At 66.0% G+C, this 19578-nt stretch carries 19 protein-coding genes; 12 read left to right on the top strand and 7 right to left on the bottom strand.

Features of this window, described 5'->3' with window-relative positions:
* The first annotated feature begins 7 nt into the window (after nucleotides 1-7).
* The 4 genes from DXK93_RS16925 to DXK93_RS16910 are packed head-to-tail and all read left to right on the top strand — an operon-like array spanning nucleotide 8 to nucleotide 3741.
* The gene (locus DXK93_RS16925) at nucleotides 8-1057 is read left to right on the top strand and encodes an ABC transporter ATP-binding protein (protein WP_119450654.1); all 1050 of its coding nucleotides are present in this window, start codon (nucleotides 8-10) and stop codon (nucleotides 1055-1057) included.
* Nucleotides 1054-1902 carry an ABC transporter permease gene (locus DXK93_RS16920; RefSeq protein WP_119450653.1) on the top strand — a complete coding sequence of 283 codons (849 nt, stop codon included), beginning with the start codon at nucleotides 1054-1056 and terminating at the stop codon, nucleotides 1900-1902. The genes DXK93_RS16925 and DXK93_RS16920 overlap by 4 nt, the downstream gene beginning before the upstream one ends.
* A complete protein-coding gene (locus tag DXK93_RS16915) occupies nucleotides 1899-2690 on the top strand; it encodes an ABC transporter permease (RefSeq protein WP_054457808.1) in 792 nt (263 codons plus the stop codon). Before DXK93_RS16920 ends, DXK93_RS16915 begins: the two co-directional genes overlap by 4 nt.
* Nucleotides 2691-2727: 37 nt before the next feature.
* A complete protein-coding gene (locus DXK93_RS16910) occupies nucleotides 2728-3741 on the top strand; it encodes a proline racemase family protein (protein ID WP_054457809.1) in 1014 nt (337 codons plus the stop codon).
* Between the two features lie 109 nt (nucleotides 3742-3850).
* Here the strand turns inward: DXK93_RS16910 and DXK93_RS16905 are convergent, their stop codons facing one another.
* The 4 genes from DXK93_RS16905 to DXK93_RS16890 are packed head-to-tail and all read right to left on the bottom strand — an operon-like array spanning nucleotide 3851 to nucleotide 8136.
* Nucleotides 3851-5449, bottom strand: coding sequence for a GMC family oxidoreductase (locus DXK93_RS16905; protein ID WP_119450652.1), 1599 nt, complete (start codon nucleotides 5447-5449; stop codon nucleotides 3851-3853).
* Nucleotides 5450-5454: 5 nt separating this feature from the next.
* Entirely contained in the window at nucleotides 5455-6276 is an 822-nt protein-coding gene (locus DXK93_RS16900) for a shikimate dehydrogenase (protein ID WP_119450651.1), read from the bottom strand.
* A gap of 15 nt (nucleotides 6277-6291) precedes the next feature.
* The gene (locus DXK93_RS16895) at nucleotides 6292-7278 is read right to left on the bottom strand and encodes a transketolase family protein (RefSeq protein WP_054457812.1); all 987 of its coding nucleotides are present in this window, start codon (nucleotides 7276-7278) and stop codon (nucleotides 6292-6294) included.
* The gene (locus DXK93_RS16890; RefSeq protein WP_119450650.1) at nucleotides 7279-8136 is read right to left on the bottom strand and encodes a transketolase; all 858 of its coding nucleotides are present in this window, start codon (nucleotides 8134-8136) and stop codon (nucleotides 7279-7281) included.
* Nucleotides 8137-8263: 127 nt separating this feature from the next.
* Here DXK93_RS16890 and DXK93_RS16885 point away from each other — a divergent pair, with 127 nt between their 5' ends.
* Entirely contained in the window at nucleotides 8264-8968 is a 705-nt protein-coding gene (locus DXK93_RS16885) for a GntR family transcriptional regulator (RefSeq protein ID WP_054457814.1), read from the top strand.
* A gap of 21 nt (nucleotides 8969-8989) precedes the next feature.
* Nucleotides 8990-10060, top strand: coding sequence for a glycerol dehydrogenase (locus tag DXK93_RS16880; RefSeq protein WP_119450649.1), 1071 nt, complete (start codon nucleotides 8990-8992; stop codon nucleotides 10058-10060).
* A gap of 39 nt (nucleotides 10061-10099) precedes the next feature.
* Here the strand turns inward: DXK93_RS16880 and DXK93_RS16875 are convergent, their stop codons facing one another.
* From DXK93_RS16875 to DXK93_RS16865, 3 genes are read right to left on the bottom strand one after another with little or no spacing between them, the layout of a single operon-like run.
* Nucleotides 10100-11035, bottom strand: a complete 936-nt coding sequence (locus DXK93_RS16875) for a 3-keto-5-aminohexanoate cleavage protein (RefSeq protein WP_054457816.1) — start codon at nucleotides 11033-11035, stop codon at nucleotides 10100-10102.
* Nucleotides 11028-11984, bottom strand: coding sequence for a 3-hydroxyacyl-CoA dehydrogenase (locus DXK93_RS16870; RefSeq protein WP_054457817.1), 957 nt, complete (start codon nucleotides 11982-11984; stop codon nucleotides 11028-11030). Before DXK93_RS16870 ends, DXK93_RS16875 begins: the two co-directional genes overlap by 8 nt.
* Entirely contained in the window at nucleotides 11984-12766 is a 783-nt protein-coding gene (locus DXK93_RS16865) for an SDR family oxidoreductase (protein WP_119450648.1), read from the bottom strand. The genes DXK93_RS16870 and DXK93_RS16865 overlap by 1 nt, the downstream gene beginning before the upstream one ends.
* 325 nt (nucleotides 12767-13091) lie before the next feature.
* On the opposite strand from DXK93_RS16865, the gene DXK93_RS16860 reads away from it, so the two are divergent.
* The 6 genes from DXK93_RS16860 (at nucleotide 13092) to DXK93_RS16835 (ending at nucleotide 19552) form a co-directional block, all read left to right on the top strand.
* Complete coding sequence (locus tag DXK93_RS16860; RefSeq protein WP_054457819.1) at nucleotides 13092-14291, top strand: ABC transporter substrate-binding protein; 1200 nt, start codon at nucleotides 13092-13094, stop codon at nucleotides 14289-14291.
* Between the two features lie 118 nt (nucleotides 14292-14409).
* Complete coding sequence (locus DXK93_RS16855; protein WP_054457820.1) at nucleotides 14410-15276, top strand: branched-chain amino acid ABC transporter permease; 867 nt, start codon at nucleotides 14410-14412, stop codon at nucleotides 15274-15276.
* A 22-nt stretch (nucleotides 15277-15298) separates the two neighbouring features.
* Nucleotides 15299-17080 carry an ATP-binding cassette domain-containing protein gene (locus DXK93_RS16850; RefSeq protein ID WP_119450647.1) on the top strand — a complete coding sequence of 594 codons (1782 nt, stop codon included), beginning with the start codon at nucleotides 15299-15301 and terminating at the stop codon, nucleotides 17078-17080.
* Nucleotides 17073-17777 carry an ABC transporter ATP-binding protein gene (locus tag DXK93_RS16845; protein WP_054457822.1) on the top strand — a complete coding sequence of 235 codons (705 nt, stop codon included), beginning with the start codon at nucleotides 17073-17075 and terminating at the stop codon, nucleotides 17775-17777. Before DXK93_RS16850 ends, DXK93_RS16845 begins: the two co-directional genes overlap by 8 nt.
* A gap of 15 nt (nucleotides 17778-17792) precedes the next feature.
* Nucleotides 17793-18788: an NAD(P)H-quinone oxidoreductase gene (locus DXK93_RS16840; RefSeq protein WP_119450646.1), complete on the top strand. Its 996-nt coding sequence runs from the start codon at nucleotides 17793-17795 to the stop codon at nucleotides 18786-18788.
* Nucleotides 18785-19552, top strand: coding sequence for an SDR family NAD(P)-dependent oxidoreductase (locus DXK93_RS16835; RefSeq protein ID WP_119450645.1), 768 nt, complete (start codon nucleotides 18785-18787; stop codon nucleotides 19550-19552). The genes DXK93_RS16840 and DXK93_RS16835 overlap by 4 nt, the downstream gene beginning before the upstream one ends.
* Nucleotides 19553-19578 lie beyond the last annotated feature (26 nt).

Genomic DNA, 19578 nt, shown 5'->3' with positions numbered 1-19578 from the left:
ATAGAACATGTCCGCTTTGCTTACCATTGAAGGCGTGTCGATGCGCTTTGGCGCCTATCAGGCGCTGGACCGCATCGACCTGGAGATCCAACAGGGAGAGTTCGTGGCCCTGCTTGGTCCCAGCGGCTGCGGCAAGACCACCCTGTTGCGTTCGATCGCCGGATTTCTCAGGCCCGAATCGGGCCGCATCCTGATTGAAGGCCAGGACATCAGCCGCCTGGCCGCGCACCATCGGCCGCTGAACACGGTGTTCCAGAACTATGCGCTGTTTCCGCACATGAACGTGCTGGAAAACGTGGCCTATGGCCCGCGGCGCCAGGGCGCGTCGAAGCAGGAAGCGGCCGGGCGCGCCCGGTCGGCGCTGGACATGGTGGGCCTGGCGGACTTCGGTCCGCGCTATCCCCGCGAAATGTCCGGCGGCCAGCAGCAGCGCGTGGCGCTGGCACGCGCCATCGTGAACCAGCCCAAGCTGCTGTTGCTGGACGAACCGCTGTCGGCGCTGGACCTGAAGCTGCGCAAGCGCATGCAGCTGGAACTCAAGCACCTGCAGGCCAAGCTGGGCATCGCCTTCATCTTCGTCACGCACGACCAGGAAGAAGCCATGACCATGGCCGACCGGGTGGTGGTCATGCATGCGGGCAAGATCGAACAGGTGGGCGGCGGGACCGAGATCTACCGGCATCCCGCCACCCGCTTCGTGGCCGAGTTCATCGGCGACGCCAACTTCATGCCGTACACCGCCAACGACGATGTGCTGCAGCTGGATGCCCAGGGACTGCGCGTGCCGTTCCCGGGCAAGGCCGCGCCCGCGCACGGCGTGGCGGTGCTGCGGCCCGAGGATCTGCGCCTGGCCGATGAATCGGCGGCGCTTGCGCTGAACGGCACGGTCACCGACGTCATCAACGTGGGCAGCCACTGCATGATCCACGTGGACATCGGCGGACAGGTCCTGGTGGCGCGCCACGGCGGCATTGCGCCGTCGGGGCTGGGCCCGGGCGCCGCGGCGCGCCTGGCTTTCGCGCCGGAACACCTGCACCTGATCGGTGAACGGCCATGAACGCGCGCGCCTGGCGTTCGCCTAGCCTGCTGCTGGCGGCTCCCGTGCTGTTCTTCGCGGCCTTCTTCCTGGCGCCGCTGGCGGTGGTGGCGCTGGCCAGCATCACCGGCGGCGCCGATGGTTTGACCCTGACTCCGCAGCAATACCTGCGCGTGCTGGGCGACCAGTACCACTGGGACGTGATCCTGGTGACCTTCCGGCTGGCGTTCTTCACCACGGTCGCCTGCGTGATCCTGGGCTATCCGCTGGCCTGGTATCTGGTACGCGTGGTGCGCTGGCAGGCCTGGCGGCGCTTCTGCGTGATCCTGCTGGTGGTGCCGCTGTTCACCAGCAATATCGTGCGCGCCTTCGGCTGGATGGTGCTGCTGGGCCGCAACGGGCTGGTCAACCAGGCCCTGGTGGGCGCGGGCATCGCCGACCGTCCGATGCGTTTCATCGGCACCGAGCTGGGCATCCTGATCGGCATGGTCTACGTGCTGCTGCCCTTCGTGGTGCTGGCGGTGGGCAATGCGCTGGCGCGGGTCGATCCCGCCTGCGAGCAGGCTTCGGCCGACCTGGGCGCAAGTCCCACGGCGACCTTCTTCCACATCACCTGGCCGCTGACCCTGCCCGGCGTGGTGTCCGGCGCCATCATGGTCTTCACCCTGGCCGTCAGCGCCTACGTGACGCCTGCGCTGCTGTCGGGGGGACGTGTGTCGGTGCTGTCGATGCTGATCTTCCAGCAGTACAGCACGGTGTTCGACTTCCATTACGGCGGCGCGCTGAGCATGGTGCTGCTGGTGTTCACCCTGATCCTGGTGGCGCTTGCCAACCGCGCCGCCGTCCTGCCGGGAGCCGCGCGATGATCGCCCGCAACCTGATCCGCCTGGTCGCCCTGGGGGTACTGGCCTACCTGGCCCTGCCGCTGGTGGTGATCCTGGGTTCCTCGTTCACGTCCACGCCCTACCTGGCGTTTCCGCCCAAGGGCTTCACGCTGGAGTGGTACCGCACGCTGCTGATCGAGGCCGGCTACGTCGCCGCGTTCACGACCAGCACGGTGCTGGCGCTGGCGGCCACGGCCGCGGCCGTGCTGCTGACGGTGCCGGCCGCGCTGGCGGTGGCGCGCTACGAGTTCCCGGGCAAGGCCGCGCTGACCTCGGTGCTGATGTCGCCGCTGGTGCTGCCGCACATCGTGCTGGGCGCGGCGCTGCTGCAATACGGCGCGTATTTCGGCCTGACGCGCAGCTTCCTGTCCCTGCTGATCGGACACATCGTCATCATCGCACCCTTCGTGCTGCGGTCCACGCTGACCCTGCTGACGCCGGAGCAGCGCGCGCTGGAAGAAGCCTCGGCCGACCTGGGCGCGAACCCGTGGACGACCTTCTTCCTGGTGGTGCTGCCGCAGATCCGTCCAGGCATCGTCACCGGTTCGATCTTCGCGTTCATCTCTTCCTGGATCAACGTGGAGCTGTCAATTTTCAACACCACGGCGGACTTGAACACCATCCCCGTGAAGCTCTTCAACTACGTGCAATACACGATAGATCCGACCATCGCAGCCGTATCGGGCGCCACGATCGTGGTTGCGGTGATCGCCATCGTCATCCTGGATTTGACCGTCGGGCTGGACATGCTGTCCGAACGCGGCAAATAACCTTTCTTCCCTACCTTACCTGTCTGGAGTCACAGTCATGCGCAAGCAAGACGCGTTCGATGTCATCTATACCCATACCGAAGGCGAGCCCCTGTGCATCGTGCATAGCGGCATCCCCTACCCCGCCGGCTCCACCATCCTGGAGAAGCGCGCCTTCCTGGAGCAGAACTACGACTGGCTGCGCAAGGCGCTGATGCGCGAGCCGCGCGGCCACAAGGACATGTTCGGCGTGTTCCTCACGCCGCCGTCCAGCCCCGAATACGACGCGGGCCTGATCTACATCGACGGCACCGAGTATTCGCACATGTGCGGCCACGGCACCATCGCGGTCAGCATGGCCATGGTGGCCAACGGCCTGGTGCCCCGCGGCAAGGACGGCATCACCAAGATCCGCTTTGAAACCACCGCCGGCCTGGTCGTGTCGGAAGTGGCTTCCGAGGGCGACAACGTGCTGTGGACGCGCTTCGAGAACGTGCCTGCCTACGTGGCCGCGCAGGACATTCCGGTGGAATTGCCCGGCTACGGCAAGCTGTCGGCCGACATCGTCTGGGGCGGCAATTACTTCGGCATCGTCGACCTGTCGGGCTGCGACCTGCGCATCTCGCCGGACAACGGCACGGAGCTGTCGCGCATGGGCCTGATCGTGCGCGACCAGCTCAATGCCCGCCACCGCATCCAGCACCCGACCGAGGCCCACATCAACAACCTGAACTTCATCACCTTCTGGCACCAGCCGACCATCGAAGGCGCGTTCTACAAGAACGTGCACGTTTTCAGCGCCGGCCAGCTGGACCGTTCGCCCGGCGGCACCGGCACCAGCGCGATGATGGCCATGTTCGAAGCGCGCGGCAAGATGGGCTTGAACCAGCCGATCAAGTCGGAAGGCCTGCTGGGCAGCGGCGTGTTCGAAGGCTGCCTGCTGGGCGAGGTGGACCTGAACGGCACCCGCGCCGTGCGTCCCACGGTCAAGGGCACGGCCAGCATCCTGGGCACGGCGCGCTGGGTGATCGACAAGAACGACCCCGTCGGCGCCGGCTTCCTCATCCGCTGAAGGGTGTTGCCCCCACGCCGCGCGCACTAGGTGCGCTAGCTGCCCCCAGGGGGGCCCTTTCGCCTTGGGGCGGCCCGGCGGCGAAAGGCCCATCGCGCGGCGGGCTTACCTATTCCCGAGCCGCATCCTCGAGGATCATCTCCGCCCCCCGCTCGGCCACCATCATGACGGCGCCCTGCGTGTTGCCAGACACTATCTTCGGCATCACCGAGGCATCCACCACGCGCAGGCCGGACAGGCCGTTCACCCGCAGGCGCACGTCGGTGACTGCGGCGGCGTCAGAACCCATGCGGCAGGTGCCTATCGGGTGGTAGATGGTCTGGCCATTGCGCCGCGCGAAGTCCAGCCATTCGTCGTAGCTGTCCACCGCCGCGCCGGGGCTGAGCTCCGATTCGACATAGCGCCGCATGGCCGGCTGGCCGACGATGCGCCGGGCCGCCTGCATGCCGCCCACCAGGCTGTCGCGGTCCACCTGGGCGGACAGGAAGTTGGGGCGGATCGCCGGTCCCGCCTGCGGATCCGCCGACTTGATGTGGATGGATCCGACCGACTCGGGCCGCAGCTGCGCCACGCCTATCGTCATGCCGGGATGCCGGTCGAGGATGCGTTCGGCCGCATTGGCGTAGCTGGCGTGCACGAAGAAGTACTGCACATCGGGCGCGGGCAGGTCCGGCGCGCTTTTCACGAAGCCGTGCACCAGCCCCGTGCCCAGGGTCAGGATGCCCTTGTGGCTGGCGTAATAGCGCGCCACCTGCTGCGCCAGGCGCCAGCCGCGCGACATCTCGTTAAGCGTCACCGTGCCCTTCACCCGCCAGTTCATGCGGGTGGCGAAGTGGTCGATATAGTTCTCGCCCACCTGCGGCTGCGCCAGCACCGGCGCGATGCCGAATGACTGCAGCAAAGCGGGATTGCCAACGCCGGACAGCTCCAGCAGTTGCGGCGACTGCACCGCGCCCATGCACAGCAGCGTCTCGCGCCGCGCGCGCACGATGTGCTCCCGTCCGTTCTTGCGATAGGCCACGCCCACGCAGCGCTTGCCCTCGAACACCAGCCGCGTCACGTGCGCGCCGCATTCCACGCTGAGATTCTTGCGGCCCGAGGCGGGCTTCAAGTACCCGTCCACCACGCTCCAGCGCCTGCCCCGATGCTGCAGCACCTGATAGTAGCCCACGCCCTCCTGGCTGCCGCCGTTGTAGTCGGGATTCAAGGGCTGGCCGTCTTCTTGCGCTGCCTGCAGAAAGGCATCCGATATGGGAAAGCGTTCGGCGACTTCTTCCAGATGCATGGGACCGTTCTTGCCGCGGCTGGCGTCGCCGGGTTCGTAGCATTCGATCTTGCGGAAGATGCGCTCGGCCTGGTTATACCCCCAGCCGGTCGCGCCCGCCGCCTCCCAGCCGTCGTAATCCTGCGGCTGGCCCCGGACGTAGATCATGCCGTTGATCAGCGTCGAACCGCCCACGCCCTTGCCGCGCGGCACGGCGATGCTGCGGCCATGGACGTTGTCTTCAGGCTCGGTGGCGAAGCGCCAGTTGTATTCCGGGTTCACCAGCAGCTTGGAAAAGCCCGCCGGGATCGAGATCCACATGCTGCGGGCTTCATGCCCGGCCTCCAGCATCAGCACGCGGTATTTGCCGTCGGCGCTCAGGCGGTTGGCCAGGATGCAACCCGCCGTGCCACCCCCGGCAATGATGAAGTCGTAGTCGCTCATACCCGTCAGCGTCCTGCGTCGGCCGGCTGGTCCGCCGCCACGCCCAGCATCTGCGCCATCAGCTCGATCTGGCAGGCCAGCATCGGCGCGCCGTAGTGCACCTTGCAGCCGCGGGCCTGCGCCGCCAGCAGCAACGCCGTGTCCTTGGGTTGCATGATGACTTCGCAGACCAGTTGGTCCGGCGTCAGGCGGCTGGCGTCCAGCGGCAAGGCATCGTCCGGCTTCATGCCCAGCGAAGTGCCGTTGACCACCAGGTCATGCCCCGAGGGGTCGGCCGTGCCCACATCGATCCGGGCGCCAGGATGCAGCGACAGGATGCGCGCCTTCAGATCCTCGGCCTTGGCCGTGGTGCGGTTGGCGATGGTCAGCCGCGACACGCCGGCCTGGACCAGCGCGAAACCGATAGCGTTGGCCGCGCCGCCCGCCCCCGCCAGATAGGCGCTCTTGCCCTGCGGCGACACGCCCGCGCTTTGCAGGCCGCGCACGAATCCCTCGCCGTCCAGCATGTGCGCCACCAGCTTGCCGTCGGCCTCGCGGCGCACCACGTTGGCCGCGCCGATCTTGCGCGCCACGGGGGTGGCGTCGTCCACCAGGTCCAGTATCGCGGTCTTGTGCGGCACCGTGACGATGACGCCGCCCAGGTTCTCCAGCCGCCGCAGCCCGGCGACCACCTCCGCCAGGTTGTCCGGCCGGGCGTGGAACGGCACGCACACGCCGTCGAAGCCGATGGCGGCGAAATGCTCGTTCATGCGCTGCGGCGTCTTCACGTGGTGGATGGGATCGGCCAGGATGCCGAACAGGCGCGTGGTGCCGGTGATTTCCTTCATGTCTGTCTCCATGTCTCAGGGCCGGAGCGTGGCGCGCGCGACGTCGGCGATGCCGTCCGCGTCCAGCTTGTAGTGCGCATACAGGGTGGTGGGCGGCGCAATCAGGCTGTATTCATCGTAGATGCCATGGCGGCGCAGGCGCGTGCCTGTGCCCGCGTCGGCCAGCACCTCGGCCACGGCCGAGCCCAGCCCGCCCAGCACGTTGTGCTCTTCCACCGTCATCAGCACGCGGGACTTGCCTGCCGCGGCCAGCACGGCGTCGCGGTCCAGGGGCTTGATAGTGGGCATGTCTATCACGCCCACCGACAATCCTTCGCCGCGCAGCTGCTCGGCGGCGGCCAGGGCCGCGTGCACGGTGATGCCGCAGGCGATGATGTTCAGGTCCGAGCCGCTGGAATGGACGATGGCGCGGCCGAACTCGAACGGCACGCCATCTTCGTAAACCTGCGGGTCGCGGCCGCGGCCGATGCGGAAGTAGATCGGCTCGGGCCAGTCCACCGATGCCTTGATGGCGGATGCCAGCTGCGGACCGTCGGCAGGCGAGACCACCGTCAGGCCAGCCAGCGCCCGCATCGTCGAGATATCTTCGGTGGCGTGGTGCGAGGTGCCGTAAAAGCCCAGGCTGATGCCGGTATGGTGGCCGATCAGGCGCACGGGCAGCTTGGTATACGCCACGTCCATGCGGATCTGTTCGCAGCACAGAAGACCCAGGAAGGACGCGAAGGTCGCGACGAAGGGCATCATGCCCGTGGTCGCCAGGCCTGCCGCGGCCGACACCATGTTCTGCTCGGAAATGCCGAACTGCACATAGCGGTCGGGATAGGCCTGGGCAAAGCGGTTCAGGCCGTTGGAGTACTGCAGGTCGGCCGAACCCGCGACCACCGGATGGCCGGCCGCAGCCAATTCGATCAGCGCGTCGGAAAGATAGGACAGCCCGGGGTTCACCGCGTTCAGTGCGCGGTACTGCCAGGAATCGGGAGAGAGAACTTGTGCCTGTGCCATTCAGATCTCGCGGGAAAGGATTTCTTCGACGGCGCTTTGCGCATCTTGCGGCGCCAGGTAGCCCAGGTGCCAGCCTGGCTCGGTTTCCATGTAGGAGACGCCCTTGCCCTTGATGGTCTTTGCGATCACGCAGGCCGGCCTGGCGCGCGATTCGTCCGCGCGCAGGCGGCGCAGCAAGGCGGTCAGTTCCGCCAGGTCATGGCCGTCCACTTCGTGCACCTCCCAACCGAAGGCCTGCCATTTTTCCTTCAGCGATTCCACGCCCATGACGTCGTCGACCTTGCCGTCCAGCTGGTAGCCGTTGCGGTCGATGATGGCGACCAGGCGCGACAGGCGGTTGTGGGCGGCGAAGAGCGCCGCCTCCCAGACCTGGCCTTCCTGCATCTCGCCATCGCCCAGCAGCACGAAGACGTTGAAGTCGCGCCCGCTCATGCGCCCGCCCACCGCCATGCCCACGCCATTGGACAAGGCATGGCCGATGGAACCCGAGCTGAAATCCACGCCCGGCACCTTGCTCATGTCGGGATGGTCCCCCAGCGGGCTGCCCAGGCGGGTGTAGCCGTCCAGCAGTTCGCGGGCAATGAAGCCATGGTCGGCCAACACCGGGAACAGGCCCACCGCCGCATGGCCCTTGCCCATCAGGAAGCGGTCGCGGTCGGGCCACTGAGGCTCGCCCGGACGCAGCCGCATCACGTCGTAGTACAGCGCGGCGAAGATTTCCGCGCACGAGAACACCGAGCTGTAATGCCCGACCTTGGCGATCTCGATCAACCTGATGGTCTCCAGCCGGATGTGGCGGGCCTTTTCCCGCAGCAGCCCGACCTCCCCTTCGGTGGGGACCTCCCTGTCACTCCTCATGGCGCTTCCTTTTTGCTGTTAGGATATATGATATATAATATACCCATCGCGCTCGAATTTGCCATGGCGGGATAGAATTCATCCCGAATCCACCCGCCCCCATCAATACAGCAAGCCTGAGCCTGTCATGTCCAGCCTTAAACCGGTCAAGAAAGAGAACCTCTCCGTCAGGGTCTACAACGAAATCCGCAATGCCCTGATCAACGGGCAGTACGAACCCGGCGAACGCCTGATCATTGGCGAACTGGCCCAGGAAATGGGCGTCTCCATCACGCCTGTACGCGAGGCCATCTTCCGGCTGATCAGCGAGCAAGGCCTGGAAATGCAGGCGGCCACCGCGGTCTACGTGCCTTACGTCAATTCGGAAAAGCTGCGTGAAATCCAGCAGATCCGCTTCCACCTGGAAGGCATGGGCGCGGCCGAGGCCGCCCAGCACATCACGCGCAAGCAACTGGACAACCTGATCGCGCTGCAACGGGACTTCATCTCCTGCACCGCCAGCGATCCCAAGCGCGCCAGCTACCTGAACCGCAAGTTCCACTTCGCCATCCTGGAAGCCAGCAACAAGCCCATCCTGCGCGCCACGGTGGAATCGTTCTGGGTGATCACCGGCCCCATCCTCAAGGTGTTCCACGTCAAGACCTCGGGCCTGGACTATTCGCAGAACGAGCACCGCCACGAAGCGGTGCTGGAAGCCCTGGAAGCGCGCGACTCCGAAGCCGCCAGGCAAGCCATCCAGGCCGATCTGGTCTGGGGCGGCAAGATCATGATCGACTGGCTGGTCGAGCGCGAAAAGGAACTCGACTACCGCCCCCCCGCTGCCCGCAAATAGGCAAACCCGAAGGAAAATCCGATGCTGAAGATTTTTGGCGCGCCCAGCCGCTACATCCAGGGCGCCGGCGCCCTGGACACCCTGGGACAGTACGCAGCCCTGTTCGGCCGCCGCGCGGCCCTGGTCATCGACAGCTACGTGCATGGCGTGCTGGGGCCAAGAATCGAAGCCTTGTGCGCGGCGCAAAACGTGTCGCTGATACCGCTGATGGTCGAAGGCGACCTGACGCCGGCCGCGATCACGCAATTGCGCGCGCAGGCCGCGCCGGCCGGCATCGACATGGTCATCGCGGTGGGCGGCGGCAAGGCGCTGGACGCGGGCAAGGCGGTGGCCAAGTCCTCGCACTGCCATCTCATCACCGTGCCGACCGTCGCGTCTAACGACGCGCCGACCAGCAAGAACTACGTCCTGTACGACGCCCATCACAACCTCCTGGCGGTGGAGCACATGTTGTTCAACCCCACCATCGTGCTGGTCGATACCGCCGTCATCGCCACCGCGCCGGCGAATTTCTTTCTCGCCGGGCTGGGCGACGCGGTCTCGAAGAAATTCGAGGCAGAGCAATGCGGCCGCAACGGCGGCCGCAACATGTATGACGGCGCGCCGCCTCTCACCGCCCAGTTCATCGCCGACGGCTGCCTGCGCACCCTGCTGGCCGACGGCGCGGATGCCGTGGCGGTTGCCGGCAGCGGCCAGCCTACGCCGGCCTTTGAACGCGTGGTGGAAGCGATGATCCTCATGAGCGGCCTCGGTTTCGAAAGCGGCGGCCTGTCCATCGCCCACGCGCTGACGCGCGGACTGCCCAAGATCAGCGGCGTGGCGAGCGCCCCGCATGGCCTGCAGGTGGCGGTCGGCCTGCTGGTGCAGTTGGACCTGGAAAGCCGGACGGACGGCATGCTGGACGAGCTGACCCGCTGGTATGCCCTGGTGGGCCTGCCCACCACCTTGCGCGAACTGGGTGCGGCCGACATGCCGGACGACGCGGAACTGCGGCTGGCTGCGGAGCTGAGCCTGAAGGCCCGCCACGCCGCCAACTTCGACCGCGCGCTCGACACCGACACGCTGGCTGCCGCGCTGCGCCGCCGCGCCTGACGCGACAAGGAGCCGGATAGCGGCCGGCCCCTGGCCGCATCAGAACGCCACGTTGTCCTTGCCCTTCAAGTCCAGCTTGGCGCGCGCTTCTGCGGGCGTGGCGATTTCCAGGTTCAACGCCTCCAGGATGGTGCGGATGCGCTCCACCTGCACCTGATTGGATTGCGCCATCTCGCCCGGGCCGATCCACAGCGAATCCTCCAGCCCCACCCGCACGTTCGAGCCCATGGCCGCGCCTATGGTGGCCAGCGGGATCTGGCCGCGGCCGGCGCCCAGGATCGACCACTCATAGTCGTTGCCGAACAAGCGGTCGGCCGTGCGCTTCATGTGCATCAGGTCTTCGGGGTGCGGGCCGATGCCGCCGAGGATGCCGAATACCGACTGGATGAAGGGCGGCGACTTGACCAGGCCGCGGTCCACGAAATGGGCCAGGTTGTACAGGTGGCTGATGTCGTAGCACTCGAACTCGAAGCGGGTGCCGTTGGCGTTGCCCAGCGCGAGGATCGATTCGATGTCCTGGTAGGTATTGCGAAACACCAGCGAGCGGCTGTTCTCCAGATGCTCGCGCTCCCAGTCATGCTTGAACTCCTTGAAGCGGCCCAGCATGGGGTACAGGCCGAAGTTCATGGACCCCATGTTCAGGGACGCCAGTTCCGGCTTGAAGGTGGTGGCCGGGCGCATGCGCTCTTCCACCGTCATATGCGGGCTGCCGCCGGTGGTGATGTTGATGATGGCGTCCGTTTCCCGCTTGATCCGCTCCAGGAAGGGCTTGAACAGCGCCGGATCCTGCGACGGCTTGCCGGTCTGCGGATCGCGCGCATGCAGGTGCAGCACCGCCGCGCCCGCCTTGGCCGCGCCGATGGCAGCCTCCGCGATCTCGTCGGCGGTTACCGGCAGGTGCGGCGACATGCTGGGCGTGTGGATGGCGCCCGTCACGGCGCAAGTGATGATGACTTTCTGCTTGGGCTTAGCCATTGTTGTCTCCGTTGTCCTGTTTATGGCGCATGAGGCGCATCAGTTTTTCATCGCGCCAGAAGCGGCGCTTGGCAAGATCTTCCTGCGGCAGCAAGCCGCGGCGTTCCTCCGACAGCGCTTCGACCAGCGCGCCGTCCCAGGCGACGGGTTCGCCCTGGGTCGCGCCGATGGACTGGTACAGCCCGCCGTAGCGCGCGCAATAGTCGGCGATGCCGCCCGGCGCGTTGAGGTCTATGGTTTCGAACGGCCCCATGAACGACCAGCGCAGGCCCAGGCCGTCCTTCACCGTGGCGTCGATGTCCTCGGCGCTGGCGATGCCCGCGCTGGCCAGGCGGAACGCCTCGTGCAGCAGCGCGCCCTGCAGGCGGTTGAGGATGAAGCCTTCGATTTCGCGCCGCACCAGCACCGGCTTCTGGCCGATGCCGGCCATGACGGCGCGGGCGGAATCGACGGCCTGCGGGCTGGTCCAGGGTGCGGGGCACAGTTCCACCACCGGGATCAGGTACGGCGGATTCACCGGGTGCGCCACCAGGCAGCGGTGGCGCCCGGCCAGATGCCCGGTGAATTCGCTGGCGGGGATGCTGGACGTGGAACTGCCGATGATCGCGTCGGGTTCGGCCGCCGCGTCCAGTTCGGCAAACAGCGCCCGCTTGATCTCGACGTTTTCGGGCGAGTTCTCCTGGATGTAGCTGGCGCCCTTCAAGGCATCGGCCAGGTTGCTTGCCACATGGACGCGCCCGCCTATGGCCTCGGCGTCCTGCAGCAAGCCCTGGGCTTCAAGTTCGCGCAGCTGCTGCAGGATCAGGCCGCGGGCTTCGGCCAGCATTGCGGCGTTGACGTCATACAGGCGCACTTCCCAGCCCATGCGGGCGAACACGATGGCCCAGCCCTGGCCGATCAGGCCGGTTCCGATGATGGCGGCGCGCTGCGCCTTGGACCCGGCGTCCATCAGTAAAGCTTCTGTGTGAAGCCGTCCACCACGATGGCCTGCCCCGAGACGCTGCGGGCGGCCTCGCTGGCGTTGAACAGCACCATGTTGGCGATATCGCGCGCCGTGACCATGCGGCCCAGCGCGGCCTGGTTCTCGTACTGCGCGGCAATCTCCTCCACCGGACGGCCCAGCGTATCCGCCTTCGCCGCGATCACGGCGCGGATGCGCGGCCCTTCCACCGCGCCCGGCAGGATGGCGTTGACGCGGATGCCATAGGGGCCCAGTTCGATGGCCAGGGATTTGGTGAAGCCAATCACTGCCCACTTCGAGGCGGAATAAACCGAGCGCCCGGCAAAGCCCAGATGGCCGGCCGCGGACGACAGGTTGATCATCACGCCGGCCTTGGACTCCTTGAGCAGGCCGATGGCCTGGCGCGCGCACAGGAACTGTCCGGTGATGTTCACGGCCAGCGTGCGGTCCCAGTCCGCCTTGGACAGGGTTTCGACGTAGCCAGTGGGACCGGCCACGCCGGCGTTGTTGACCAGGATGTCCAGGCCGCCCAGCTTGGCGCGGACCTGATCGAACAGCGCGGCGATGCTGTCTTCGTCCGAGACGTCGGCCAGGGCCGCATGCACGCCAGGCAATTCGGCCGGCAGCGCGGCCAGGCGCTCCTGGTTCACATCGCATACGAACACGGAGGCGCCGGCATGGCGGAACACCTTCGCCATCTCCAGGCCCAGCCCGTCCGCGCCGGCGGTGATGAGCACCTTTTTCCCGGCGAAATCCACTTCCTCGAACATGCCTCTGTCTCCTGATTCTTATGAAAAACAGCCGATTGATGATATACGATATATGAAAAAAACCGCCAGCTTATGACGTTTATTGCAACCGGGCCGTACATCGAAAAGTGTCATCCCGAAGTAGCAAAAGCACCTGGATTTGCTCGACGTCAGCCCGCTAAGTCTTTATTCATGCGGCTTTAGGGAATTCCCCGATTCGGCGGGTTACGGCCCCCACTAGAATCCAAGGCGGGGTTTGCTACCCGCCCGGCCGATATATCATATATTCAAAAAAACGGACCAAACAAGAAAGTCCGCATCCCATACCGACAAAGGAGCGTAGACAGTGTTCAAGTTCAACAAAATTGCTTTGGCGCTGGGCGTATGCGGCGCGCTGGCAAGCGGCACCGCAGCGGCCGACATGAAGGTAGGCGCCCTCTTCCCGTTCAGCGGCGCGCTCGCGCTCCTGGGACAAGAGAGCTATCGCGGCCTGGAGCTGGCCGTCAATGAAATCAACGCCGCGGGCGGGGTCAACGGCGAGAAGATCGAAATCATCAAGGCCGACGCCGTCGATCCGACGCAAGCCGTGTCGGAAACCAAGCGCCTGATTTCCTCCAACGTGGTCGGCGTGTTCGGCAGCTACGCTTCCGGCATTTCCTACGCGGCCTCGCCCGTGACCGAGCTGGCCGGCGTGCCCTATTTCGAACTGGGCGCCACCGCGCACAAGATCACCACCCGCGGCTACAAGTACCTGTTCCGCAGCAACCCCAACACCGCGCTGTACGGCGTGTCGGTGGTCAACGCGCTGCACGACACCATCGCGCCGGGCATGGGGCTGAACCCCAAGGACATCAAGATCGGCATCATCCACGAGGACGGCCCCTACGGCACCGACGTGGCCGCCACCGAGAAAAAACGCGCGCAGGAACTGGGCTATACGGTCGCGGAAGTGTTGCCGTACTCGGCCAAGACCGTCGACCTGTCCTCGCTGATCCTGCGCCTGAAGGGCGCCAAGGTCGACGTGGTGCTGCAGACGGCCTACCAGAACGACGCCATCCTGTTCTTCAGCCAGGCGCGCGCCGCGGGCTTCAAGCCCAAGGTCGTGATCGGCGCGGGCGGCGGCTATTCGCTGGCGGACACGGCCAAGGCCGTGGGCGCCGACATGAACGGCGTGTTCGACCTGGACTTCCCGCAATCCTCCATCAATCCCGCAGGCGCGCCCGGCCTGGACAAGTTCCTCGAAGCCTACAAGGCCACCTACAAGAGCGATCCCCAATCCGGCCACAGCCTGACCAACTACGTCGGCGCCAAGGCCTTCTTCGAAGCCATCGGCAACGCCAAGTCCACGGATAAGGACAAGATCCGCGCCGCCGTCCTGGCCTACAAGAAGCCGGCCGGCCAGAGCGCCAACGGCTGGGCCTTCGACTTCGGCGAAGACGGCCAGAACAATGCATCCACGTTCTACGTGATGCAGTGGCAGGACGGCAAGCTGGTCACCATCGCGCCCAGCAACCTCGCACTCGGCAAGCCGGTCTTCAAGAAATAAGCGCCACGCCAGTGCTCAGGCGCTCGGGGGCGCCTGACGTATCCCGGGGTCCGCGCGCCCCGGTCCGGCCGACAACACGGCCGGGCCGGGGCCGCTACCCGCTCTAAGAGGTTGCAACATGGAACTATTCATTCAACTGGTCATCAACGGCCTGTTGCTGGGCGGCGCGTACACCATCATCAGCCTGGGGCTGACGCTGATCTTCGGCGTGGTGCGCGTCGTGAACTTCGCGCACGGCGAGTTCCTGATGATAGGCATGTACATGGTCTATCTGATCGCGGCGCAATTCGGCGTGCACCCCTATGCCGGCCTGGTGCCCGTCGCCGTCATCCTGTTCGCGCTGGGCGCGCTGACGCAGAAAGGCATCATCCAGCCGCTGCTCAACGCCGACCAGCATATCCAGATCTTCGCCACGGTGGGCGTGTCCACCATCCTGCTGAATCTCGCCCTGGTCATATTCGGCGCCAACGTCTATCGCGCGCCGGTGGAACTGGGCACGAACGCCATCGACATCGGCCCCTATTCGATGGTGACCGGGCAGCTCGTCACCTTCGTGATCGGCCTGACCCTGGCGGTGCTGCTGCACCTGTTCATGCACCGCACCTACCTGGGCCGCGCGCTGCGGGCCGTGGCGCAGCACCGCTATGCCGCCACCCTGATGGGCGTGAACGTCAACAACGTCTACGCCATCGCCTTCGGCCTGGGCACGGCCTTTGTCGGCATCGCCGCCGGCCTGCTGGCGCCGCAGTATCCGGTGTTTCCCACCGTGGGCACGTACTTCGTGTTGACGGCCTTCGTCATCGTGGTGCTGGGCGGCCTGGGCAGCCTGTACGGCGCGGTGGCCGGCTCCATGATCATCGGCATCGTGGACACGCTGGCTGGCTTCTACATCGCCCCCGACCTGAAAGAGGTCGTCTATTTCGGGATCTTCCTCTTGATCCTGGTGCTGCGTCCGAACGGCCTGTTCGGCGTCGGCACAGAGTGATCAGAGCAACAAGGAGCGAGATGTGTTTCCCGATATCCGACACCCCAAGACCTACGTCAGCCTCATCCTGCTGATTGCGATGTTCCTTGTGCCTGTGATCATGGGCACGCCCTTCTGGACCAACCTGTTCGTCCTGCTGTTCGTGTTCTCGGCCCTGTCCGTGGCCTGGAACATCGTCGGCGGCTACGCCGGCCAGCTATCGCTGGGCCACGCCGTGTTCTACGGCATCGGCGGCTATACCGCCACGCTGCTGACGCAGAACTTCGGCATTTCGCCGTGGTTCGGCATGCTGGCGGGCGCGGCGATCTCGAGCGCGGTCGCCATCCTCATCAGCTACCCCACGCTGCGGCTGCGCGGCCCGTTCTTCGCGCTGGCCACCATCGCGATCCTGGAAGTGGTGCGCCTCCTGGTGATCCACGAGGAAAGCTGGACGGGCGGCTCCAGCGGCATCAGCCTGCCGCTGAACATAGGCTGGACCTGGATCGTGTTCCGCGAGAAGGTCAATTACGTGATCATCGCCTTCGGCCTGTTCCTGCTGGTGACCTGGGCCTCCTGGTACATCCGCAAGTCGCGCATCGGCCATTATCTGATCGCGATCCGCGAACGCGAGGACGCGGCGCTGGCGGTCGGCATCCATACCGTGCGCATGAAGATCATCGCCGCGGTCGTGTCCGCCATGCTGACCAGCATCATCGGCACCTTCCACATCACCTACCTGACCTTCGTGGACCCGAGTTCGGCGTTTTCGCTGGAGCTGTCGATCCAGGTGGCCATGTTCGCGCTGATTGGCGGGCTGGGCACGGTGGCCGGCCCCATCGCCGGCACCTTCCTGGTGCTGCCCATCGCCGAACTGGCGCGCGGCTGGCTCAGCAGCGTGGGCAACGGCATGCACGGGCTGATCTACGGCCTGATCCTGGTAGCGGTGGTGCTGACCATTCCGCGCGGCCTGGCCGGCGCCTTCGGCCCGGCCATCGAACGCTGGCTGTCGCGTCTGCCCTATCTGGGCACGCCCCGCGCCAAGCTCAAGCTGGCCGATGAACTGCGCCTGCACAGCGCCGAACGCACGGATCAGCCGGTGCTCAAGGCCGACAAGCTGTTCAAAAGCTTCGGCGGCCTGCGCGCCACCAACGACGTGTCGCTGACGCTGAACCAGAACGAGATCCTGGGCATGATCGGCCCCAACGGCGCGGGCAAGACCACGGTTTTCAACCTGCTGTCGGGCTTCCTGTCGCCGGACAAGGGCGGCATCACCATGCTGGACGCGCAAGGCAACTGGGTCACCTGCAAGACGCCCGACGAATTCGCGCACCAGGGGCTGGGCCGCACCTTCCAGATCGCCAAGCCGTTCACCGGCCTGACCGTGCTGGAGAACATCATGCTGGGCGCCTTCATCCGCACGTCGAACCGTGACGAAGCCGAGCAGATCGCACTGAAGGTCGCCGAGCAGACCGACCTGGTGAAGTACCTGGACATCGAGGCGCGCAACCTGACCGTGGGCGGCATGAAGCGCCTGGAGGTCGCCCGCGCGCTGGCGATCAAGCCGCGCATCCTGCTGCTGGACGAGGTGATGGCGGGACTGAACCCGACCGACATCGAGAAGTCGATCCAGATGATCCGCCGCATCCGAGATTCCGGCGTATCGGTGCTGCTGATCGAGCACATGATGCAGGCCACCATGGCGCTGTCCGACCGCATCATCGTGCTGAACGAAGGCGCGGTGCTGGTCAGCGGCGCGCCCAAGGACGTGGTGGAGAACCCCGCCGTCATCGAGGCCTATTTGGGCAAGGAGTACCAGGATGCTTAAGGTTTCGAATCTGTCCTCGGGCTACGGCAAGAGCCAGGTCCTGAACGGCCTGAACTTCGAGGTCCATGCGGGCGAGATCGTCACGCTGATCGGCGCCAATGGCGCCGGCAAGACCACCACCTTGAAGACGCTGTGCGGCGTCATCGCCGCCATGGAGGGCAAGGTCGAATTCGAAGGCCAGGACTTGACCAACCGCAAGCCCTACGACATCGTCGACGCGGGCATCACCATGATTCCCGAAGGCCGCCAGCTGTTCCCGCATTTCACGGTGCGCGACAATCTGCTGATGGGTTCTTACAAGCGCGCCGCGCGCCCCATCGTGCAACGCAAGCTGGACGAGGTGCTGGGTATCTTCCCGCGGGTGCAGGAACGCCTGAACCAGTACGCCGGCTCGCTTTCCGGCGGCGAACAGCAGATGGTGGCGATCGCGCGCGGCATGATGGCCGATCCCAAGCTGCTGGTGTTCGACGAGCCCTCGCTGGGCCTGTCGCCGCTACTGGTGCAGCAGATGTTCGACATCATCCGCGGCGTCACCGCGCACGGCGTGACCGTGCTGCTGGTGGAGCAGAACGTGTTCCGCACGCTGCGGCTGGCGGACCGCGGCTACGTGCTGGAGAACGGCGCCATCGTACGCACCGGCACTGGCGCGGAGCTGCTGAGCGACCCGCATGTGAAGAAGGCCTACCTGGGCCATTGATACCAAGGATTCCTTATGTCTTTACGCTGCACATACATCGACCACGGCCAGGGCGGCGCGCCCGACTGCATGCGCCTGGCAGAACGCGACATGGAGGCCCCCGCCGGCCGCCAGGTGCTGATCGAGGTCGCCTACGCCGGGGTCAACCGCCCCGACGTGCTGCAACGCTCCGGCTCCTATCCGCCGCCTCCGGGCGCCTCGCCCCACCTGGGGCTGGAGGTTTCCGGCACCATCGTCGCCACCGGGCCCGACGCCAGCCTCTGGAAAGTCGGCGACCAGGTCTGCGCGCTGACGCCGGGCGGCGGCTACGCCCAATACTGCCTGGCGGACGAACGCCATTGCCTGCCCGTGCCGCGCGGCCTGGACCTGTTGACGGCCGCCGCCATCCCCGAGAACTACTACACCGTCTGGACCAATGTGTTCGACCGCGCCCGTCTGGCCGCCGGCGAACGCTTCCTGGTGCACGGCGGTTCCAGCGGCATCGGCCTGACCGCGATCCAGCTGGCGCGCGCCTTCGGCGCCGAAGTCTGGACCACGGTAGGCAACCAGGAGAAGGCCGACGCCTGCCTGGCCGCCGGCGCGCACCATGCCGTGCTGTACCGCGAGGCCGACTTCGAGGCGGCGGTGCGCCAGGGCAGCGGCGGCGCGGGCGTGGACGTGATACTGGACATGGTGGGCGGCGCCTACATCAACAAGAACCTGCGGCTGCTGGCGCTCAATGGCCGGCTGGTGCAGATCGCTTTCCTGGAGGGCAGCAAGGCCGAGATCGACGCCATGCCCATCATGCTCAAGCGCCTGCAATTCACCGGCTCCACCCTGCGCCCCCGCTCCGACGAGGACAAGGGCGCGATCACCCGCGCGCTGGCGGAAAAAGTGTTGCCGCTGATGGAACAGGGGCAATGCCTGCCGCGCATCCACAAGGTGTTTCCGCTGGCGGAAGCGGCCCAGGCGCATGCGCTGATGGAAAGCAGCAAGCACATCGGCAAGATCATGCTGAAGGTGGCCGCATGAGCGGGCGCTTCAAGGACCAGGTGGCCATCGTGACGGGCGCGGTCGGCGGCATAGGCTCGGCCATCGTCGAAGGCTTCCTGGCGGAAGGCGGCCGCGTGGGTCTCATCGATTTCAATGCGCAGGGCGGGCAGGCTTACGAAAAGGAACTGCGCAAGCGCGGCCATGAAGCCTGCTTCGTGCACGCGGACGTCGCGCGCTTCGAGGAGTGCCAGGCAGCCTACGAACGCATCAGCGCAGAGCAGGGTCCGGCCACCATCCTGGTCAACAACGTCGGCATTTCACCGAAGACCGATGGACGCGCGCTGAAGGTCTGGGAGATGCCGCCCAGGGAATGGGAGAACGTGGTCGCCGTCAACCTGAACAGCGTGTTCTACATGACGCACCTGGCCACGCCGCACATGGTGCGCGAGCGCCAGGGCCGCGTGATCAACATGTCTTCCGTAGCCGGCCGCGCCTATTGCGACATCGTGGCGGCGCATTACGCGGCCACCAAGGCCGGACTGATCGGTCTGACGCGCCATTGGGCCGCCGAACTGGGCGAGCACCAGGTCACCGTCAACGCCCTGGCGCCTGGACGCATCAGCACGCCCTTGCTGAAAACCGTGCCCAAGGAAATCAATGACGCGGTTGCGCAGGTAACCGCGCTGCGCCGCCTGGGTACGCCGGAAGAAGTAGCGGATGCCTGCCTGTTCTTCGCGTCGGATCAAGCCCGCTTCGTCACCGGCCAGGTGCTGGACGTGGCCGGCGGCTGGCTGATGACCTGAGAGCATGGCGCCCGCCTGTGCTCAGG

The organism is Achromobacter sp. K91 (assembly GCF_003576205.1).
Taxonomy (GTDB): Bacteria; Pseudomonadota; Gammaproteobacteria; order Burkholderiales; family Burkholderiaceae_B; genus Achromobacter; species Achromobacter aegrifaciens.
The sequence above is the reverse complement of the archived record's forward strand: the minus strand, read 5'-3'. Positions and strand labels throughout refer to the sequence as shown.